Raw genomic sequence first — 7435 nt, forward strand, 5'->3', positions numbered from 1 at the left:
TGATTAGCTTAGCCTTCCTGCGAATACTCTTGAAAAGATTCTAAACACGTTCTTAGGAATGGCATTGGTCTTTAAATTATCAGAGGCAACCACTTCCGACAGATCTAAATAGCCAATCGTATTTTGATCAATCCCATTGTACTTGGTCATCTGTCCATCTAACCTTGATGGATCAACTTTAAACCCTTTTTGGGCTAACGCCACCGTATCAACAATATTATTCTGTACAGGTTGCACGGCAATACCTGCACCATATGATATAGCCCTAACAAAATCCAGACATTTACAGTGCCAATAATTTTCTGCACCACCAATATGTCCGTATGTAACACATTGTGCCAGCCTAATCACTGCCAATCAAAAGCGAGAACTCATGCTCATAACGTCTGTCCGAACTTTCCCGTCTTAACCCCCGCCTCGGCCAAGACGCTCCAATCCAAATTTGAATGTCTGTCGTTAATAACTAACGCTAAACGGTTTGGAGGCTACGGGACCACTAATATCTGAAAAACACCCTAGTTTAGCACCAACCTTAATCCCAATAACCTGGACACCCCCAACCAAAACACACTTGTCCAGAACTATAGGTACGTAATGGCATTTTAGAACACAAAATTTTAGCCCGTATCCACCAATCTCAGTTGCTCAACTTTAGTCGTTTCTGGGGCACTGGTTAAGCTGAATCGTCGTAACGCCAGTAATTGTTCAGTTGGGTCCAAGAAGCGCGCTACCATTAGCCAATAGTTTAACCGTTGGGCTTGTTTGAGTGCCATCGCATGTTGCAATAGGCTGCGCCGGGTCGCAAACATGGTTGCTTGCCGACCATGACCTTTTTCACGATAAACTAAGCCCTGGTCAATTAGTTCTTTCAGGGCCTTGGTTAGACTACCTAAGCAAATATTTAATTCTTTAGAAATGTGCCGTAAAGACGTTCTGGTAAACCAGTTATTGTCCTGGGAAGTTCTTTGGCTAAAATAAGCCATAAGATCAGCTTGCCATTCATGAACGTGACTATTAACGCGTTCTGTACGCGGCTTCGCATACTTATACCAGGTCGTTTGCGAACGCTGCAAATAAACCCGCCTGTCAGCATCGGGAACCCAGGTTTCTAGCAACGCATTCACATATTCACGGCTAGCCGCATGAAACTGACCTGAATAAGCATCGGAAATGACTTTTTGAACGTGCTGTGTCGCCAGCGGGTGATTAAGATTGCTGTTAAATTCGTCCAAAATATCAAAACACTGGGCTTGCGAGACATTTGAGGAATAGCAAGCCAAGGCCAGCGTGAAGATTGTATTATGCCGACCATAGCCCACGTTTTGATCAATGTCCGTTTGGTTAATTAAGGCTTGAAACCACGGTTGGTCAATCTGGCGACTAGTCCGCCGAGCCATAAAAGACCGTTGAGTATTTTGGGGCTTAATTTGGTGCTGGTCATTCGCAAAATTAATGCTCCAAGTCATTAAAGCTTGGAAGTCAACCGTCATTTTAGGCTCAAAGTACTCAATATTGTCTGGTCGCGGAACTCTGAAAACGCCAAAGCTGTTGCAAGTCACATCGACCGCTGGTAATTTTTGCGCGTAGTATTGCTTTAACGACTTAGCAATCGCTTTAGCAGCCCTGACGGCTGGCAATTTTCCATTAGCATGACGACGGACGAACACTGGCTCATCAAAGACATAGTAGATATGATAGCCCTTCTGGGTCGCCAAAATTAAGGTTGGCATAAACTGGACGTCCAACATTGCCGTGTCCCAAACCTCGGCAAACTTTGCTTGGCGCTCCTCAGCATCACGGTAGTCAACGTCAACCACTAACGTATTGATCTGACTTAAATTTTGCTCTTTAGCCCCTTTAACATAATGTTTGGACGCATCTGTATAGGTGAGATAATTGAAAACATTGGGTGTCCAATGCGTGCTAGTCGCATAGTTATCATAGACGGCTTCTTTGGAGGTATAAATCGTCCCCCAGCTTTTCGCCATTTGGGCTTTACTGCGATACATGGCAATCGCACCTTGCTTATTTTGCTTTTCCGGAATCGCTTTTTCTAACTTCAAGACGTTACTATGCCGGGATTTAGTTTCCCGTAACCCTTGATGCAAGATCAAATCAATCGCTTGTTGTGCTGTTTCCATCGCTGACATACTGCTCACCCCCTACTAAAAAAGAACGCCGTAGCGTTCTTAGTCATCATTTTTATGTATTAAAATTAAACGTTCAAACACTAGATTTTTAAGCAATCGCTCCAGTTAACGTGGCTACTTGGTATTTAAACCCCAACTTGGCTCTTAGGGCGGTCAAATTCATCAAACTGCACCCTTGCCAAACGTAACTGGCACGAGTACAATTAACTCATTCTTTGGTAGTTCCATGAGTTCCCGTGATTAGCCTCACGGGGATTTTTTGTTTATTTAATTTTTAATTGGGATTAGCTTAACAGGTTTCGACAAACATGAAGTACTTCTCCCTTTTAGCCTTAAGCAAACAAAAAGCAGATTAAGCCGCCCACTGGGGTAACTTAATCTGCTTTAACTAAACCTATGTATGCGTTTAACTCGACTTTTCGACTGGCATAATCCCAATAGGTTTAGTATAATATTCCTATCAGGCAACTAGTGTTGACTACTTTTAGTAGTTCATACGCTAGCTAGCCATCTATAAAGACGAGCGTTAAAGGCGATCAAGTATCCTGGTACTTGGTTTGCTGATTAAAGAGTTATTTGGAGTAACTCTTTAATCAACGCTTTTTTTATTTGGTTTATAATTATTATATATTAAGTAAAGACAGATGTACACTATTATTTTAAAACCATTTTTCAGAAACGCCCTACAAACAATTAGAAATAGCAGTACTATAACTTTTAAGTATTTAAGTACTTTAATACCCAAGTCTTAAAATACTATTTTAAAAAGCTTTATATATATAATTTTGTAAATCTTTATATTCAGGCATTCAAATTTGATACTTTAGTACTTAAGGGTCAAAATACCAAAGTCCTATTGCGTTTTGCCTAAATTCAACCTATAATAATTACATCAGAACAGTACTAAAGTACTTATGGGAGGAAAACTAATGAGAAAAGCAGTCGTAATTTCCTTTGCAAATCAAAAAGGCGGTGTTGGTAAAACAACAACTGTTAGTGAAGTCGGTGAAAATTTAGCACGTGTTTATAATAAAAAAGTATTGATGATCGACATTGATCCACAATCAAGCTTGACGACATTAAAAAGTAACATGTCAAAAATTCTGCATGACAATAAAAAGACAATATCAGATGTCATGATGAAGAAAACTGACTTGATTGATGTTATTCTACCAATTAAACAAAACTTAGATTTAGCTCCTTCAACTTTATTTTTATCTGATGTTGAGCTTAATCTTGTAAGTGCTACAATGCGCGAAATAGTTCTACAAAAAGCCATTAACAAAATTAAAAGTTGCTACGACTATGTTTTAATTGATTGTCCACCATCAAGAGGATTGTTAACAGTCAATGCTCTGGCAGCTAGCAACTATGTCATTATTCCCGTCCAGGCTGAATATCAAGCATTAATTGGTATGCAATTACTCAAAAACACTATAAAAAACGTCCAAAATGAAATAAACAGCCATTTAAATGTTGGTGGATATGTCATAACTATGACATCACATACTAATCACAGTAACGAAACTGCTAACAGTATAAAAAAAGATAAGTTTCAGACATTATCTGAAATATCTCGTAGTATAGATGTTGCTGATGCCGGAGTAGCTAACATGGCGACTCATGAATACAACCCCGACAACAAGGCAGGCTTACAATACTTAAGATTATCAAAATACATTAGTAAAATGGAGTGAGAAAAATGGCTAATAGAAAAAGAAAACCAATCAATATTGACTCTAATCAGGAGGGGGAGAAGTTCGATACACTTTTTTCCTCAAAAGAAACACCTATCAAGAAGATTTCACCGGAACAAGAAGAAGTACGGTTACAACAATTCGACAAAATTCGTAATTTTTTCAAAAGGGATAAAAGACAAAAACAATATTCAGTTTATTTACCAGAAAGTATTCAAAAGATGATTAAACGGCACGCTATTTTAGAAGACAAGTCTTTCAGTCAAGTAACGAAAGAACTATTTTTAGACCACTATCTTACTGATTCAGAAATAAAGGCAGCTTACAACGAAGACTATGATAAAAGACATCATCTTTAAAAATCAGAGCATTGAGACACTTTAGTACCAAAGTGTCTCAATGCTCTTTTCAATAACCTTTAATGCTATACTAAATTCACACTCAAAACCATTGTATTCTCCATACTGCCACCATGCCTCCCTTTAAAATACTAAGGTATTATAGAGTTTTAGTACTATGGTACCTTAGTATTTTAAAGTCTTGCTATTTTCGGTAAGTTACTTAGGTAGATTGTAAAATTAATCCGAACGCTGTTCGGACAAAAAAGATCAGCTTCCTTTAAAATGGTGTTTACCACAAACCCATTTTTTAGGAGCTGATCTTTTGTCTAGTATAACCTATTCTGAACGAATTAAAATTGAAACCTTTTGTGAGCTAGGACTGACCAATATCCAAATGGCTGAGCGGATAAAACGATCTCCGTCTACGATTTCTTATGAATTATCTCGTTGTCAACCTTATCAAGCTGAATTAGCACAGGCCAACGCTGAATATAAACGGGCGCATTGTGGCCGAAAAACTAAACTGAATGCCAAATTAAAGCAAACCATTCTAAACCATTTACGTCTAAGCTGGTCACCAGAAGTGATTGCGCATGAGCTTAAACTAGCCACTAAATCTATTTATAATTGGCTATATCAGGGGAAAATTGAATTCTCCTTGAGTGAACTACCTGAACATGGGCTACGCCAACGGCGTAACCTCGACCAACGTTCTAAATATAATCAATCATTAGGGCGTTCAATTGAACAACGACCAGTTGTGATTAACCAACGTAACCGCATCGGTGATTTTGAAATAGATACAGTGGTTGGACCTCGTGGACATAGCAAGGCTGCTTTATTAACGCTAATTGATCGCAAATCACGTTTTCTTTGGGCTTACCGATTAAAAGATCGGACAGCGGCGACTGTTAATGAAGCCCTAACTATGTTTCTAACAACTTTTAAGGGACCGGTACACACCTTTACTGTCGATCGTGGAACTGAGTTTAGCAATCTAGTGTCATTTGAACCACAATACGGTATTCAGACCTATTACTGCCATGCTTACACGCCCGCTGAACGCGGCAGTAATGAACGATTCAATCGGAACTTACGTTATTTTTACCCTAAGGGGACTTGTTTTGAGCACATTAGTGCTCAAGATTTAACAACGACGTTACTCGAAATTAACCAACGCCCCCTTAAAGTACTTAACTGGCAAACACCTTACCAAGTGATGCTGACTAATTTGTCAAAAAATTCGGATTAAATTTGCAATCTACCATATTTTAATTTTAGAATAAAAAAACTTTTTTTCAGGGATTTTAACCTGTGACAAGCCAGCGAAATAATAACGTTTGTAGACTATTCCAAATTAATGTTCGTTATTCCTACCCATTGCATTTTAAAAATATTAAAGTAGAATGTGAAGCAAGAAGTCTTAAGACGGACAGAGAGCTGGCGAGTTGCTGAGAGCCAGTACTAGAAAATGGCAGAAACATCAAACAGGTTGCGCAACCGATATCAGCGATTAAAGGCAGTTCATAAGGAACTGTGAAACTTGGGTGGAACAGCGTTACGACGCCCCTTGTACTTACCATAACGTGTGGTAGGTGCAAGGGGCGTCGTTTTTGTGTCAGCCAGAACCACCCGGTGGACCCTCAGTCAGAGAAAAGGAGAGCATGTATGCAAACGAGTAAGAATCAGAAAAAACTATCTAGGTCGCTACAGAGTCGCCATATCCAGATGATTGCCATCGGTGGGGCGATTGGGACTGGTCTGTTCCTGGGATCTGGGAGCGCCATCCGGACGTCTGGCCCATCGATCATTTTGGCCTACCTCATTGTCGGCCTGTTTTGCTTCTTCATGATGCGGGCAATCGGGGAACTGCTGTTATCCGATACCAGCAAGCATTCATTTTTGGACTTTGTAAAAGAGTACCTGGGTGATCGGATGGAGTTCGTTACGGGTTGGTTGTACTGGTTCTGCTGGATCAGTTTAGCAATGGCCGATTTAACTGCAACCGGGATTTATATTAAATACTGGTTCCCAAGCCTGCCGCAGTGGGTAGCGCCGTTCGTGATTTTGATCCTGTTGTATTTGACCAACCGGGTGAATGTGAAGGCGTTCGGGGAAATGGAATCGTGGTTCTCGATGATCAAAGTGTTAGCCATTATTATTCTGGTTGTCGTCGGGTTCGCTTTAGCCATTATTCACTTCAAGGTCGATGGTCAAACGGCCTCCTTCGCTAACTTAGTCAATCACGGTGGGTTCTTCCCAACCGGGGGTTACGGGTTCTTGATGTCCTTCCAAATGGTTGTTTTCGCCTTTGTCGGGATTGAAATGGTCGGGTTGACCGCTGGGGAAACGAACGATCCCGAAGCCAACTTGCCTAAGGCTATCAACAGTTTGCCAATTCGAATCGGGTTGTTCTACGTGGGGTCTATGATCGCCATCATGAGCGTTTACCCTTGGAATGGGATCACCACAACGGCTAGTCCGTTCGTTCAAGTGTTCTCTGGTATCGGGATCACCGGGGCTGCCGGTATCTTGAACTTTGTGGTTTTGACCGCCGCCTTATCCGCAACCAACAGTTGTCTTTTCAGTACCAGCCGGACGTTGCACGCCCTGAGTCATGGGGGTAACGCACCAAAGCGGTTCATGATGTTAAGCAAGAGTGGGGTGCCAAACGACTCCTTGAACTTCTCGACTTTAGTGTTGTTCATCATCGTTATCTTGAACTACTTCATGCCAGCTAGCGTCTTCACGCTGATTTCCGGGGTTTCAACGATCAACTTCGTCTTAGTTTGGGTCATCCTGTTATGGTGTCATATCAAATACCGCCAGGCTAACCCAGCAGGAGCCAAAGCCTTCCGGATGCCAGGTTACCCAGTGACTGATTGGGTCAGCTTGATTTTCTTCTGCGCCGTACTAGTCTTCCTATTATTCAACGCTTCAACACGAGTTTCAATGATTATTTCATTGGTCGTCTTCGCAGTGATGTTGGTGGTTTATCAGGTGGTTTATCGGCCGGTTAGCGTGGAGAATGGGAACGTTCAAAAGTAAGTATTAAAGTGAAACCTGAATTATTCACCAGAAACTCCAAAATCCCCATCAAACACATGATTCAAGTGCTTGATGGGGATTTTACGTTTTCACCTTTTAAGTGCAGAAAAAGGTTCTGGTGCAAAATTAACAAAATAGTCTTTGTAATACATTGGGACGATTGTTGAACGGATCATTGTACTAATAATTCGATTAGTGA

General features: G+C 40.8%; 6 protein-coding genes. 4 read left to right on the forward strand and 2 right to left on the reverse strand.

Annotated elements, in window-relative coordinates:
* Window positions 1-3: 3 nt before the first annotated feature.
* Both MMY95_RS14590 and MMY95_RS14595 read right to left on the reverse strand, forming a co-directional pair.
* Window positions 4-357 carry a hypothetical protein gene (locus tag MMY95_RS14590; RefSeq protein ID WP_063488779.1) on the reverse strand — a complete coding sequence of 118 codons (354 nt, stop codon included), beginning with the start codon at window positions 355-357 and terminating at the stop codon, window positions 4-6.
* 260 nt (window positions 358-617) lie between these two features.
* Window positions 618-2150 (reverse strand): primase C-terminal domain-containing protein, encoded by a 1533-nt coding sequence (locus tag MMY95_RS14595; protein ID WP_105316402.1) that lies wholly within the window; start codon window positions 2148-2150, stop codon window positions 618-620.
* Window positions 2151-3079: 929 nt separating this feature from the next.
* Between MMY95_RS14595 and MMY95_RS14600 the strand changes: the two genes are divergently transcribed.
* The 4 genes from MMY95_RS14600 to MMY95_RS14615 all read left to right on the forward strand — a co-directional run bounded on the left by MMY95_RS14600 (window position 3080) and on the right by MMY95_RS14615 (window position 7236).
* Complete coding sequence (locus MMY95_RS14600) at window positions 3080-3847, forward strand: AAA family ATPase (RefSeq protein WP_003646247.1); 768 nt, start codon at window positions 3080-3082, stop codon at window positions 3845-3847.
* Window positions 3848-3852: 5 nt separating this feature from the next.
* Complete coding sequence (locus MMY95_RS14605; RefSeq protein ID WP_003646248.1) at window positions 3853-4206, forward strand: hypothetical protein; 354 nt, start codon at window positions 3853-3855, stop codon at window positions 4204-4206.
* A gap of 304 nt (window positions 4207-4510) precedes the next feature.
* Window positions 4511-5440: an IS30 family transposase gene (locus tag MMY95_RS14610; protein WP_003646249.1), complete on the forward strand. Its 930-nt coding sequence runs from the start codon at window positions 4511-4513 to the stop codon at window positions 5438-5440.
* A gap of 416 nt (window positions 5441-5856) precedes the next feature.
* Window positions 5857-7236 (forward strand): amino acid permease, encoded by a 1380-nt coding sequence (locus MMY95_RS14615; RefSeq protein ID WP_003646250.1) that lies wholly within the window; start codon window positions 5857-5859, stop codon window positions 7234-7236.
* Window positions 7237-7435: the final 199 nt, after the last annotated feature.

The organism is Lactiplantibacillus sp. ME-2 (assembly GCF_022549155.1).
GTDB classification, from domain to species: domain Bacteria; phylum Bacillota; class Bacilli; order Lactobacillales; family Lactobacillaceae; genus Lactiplantibacillus; species Lactiplantibacillus plantarum.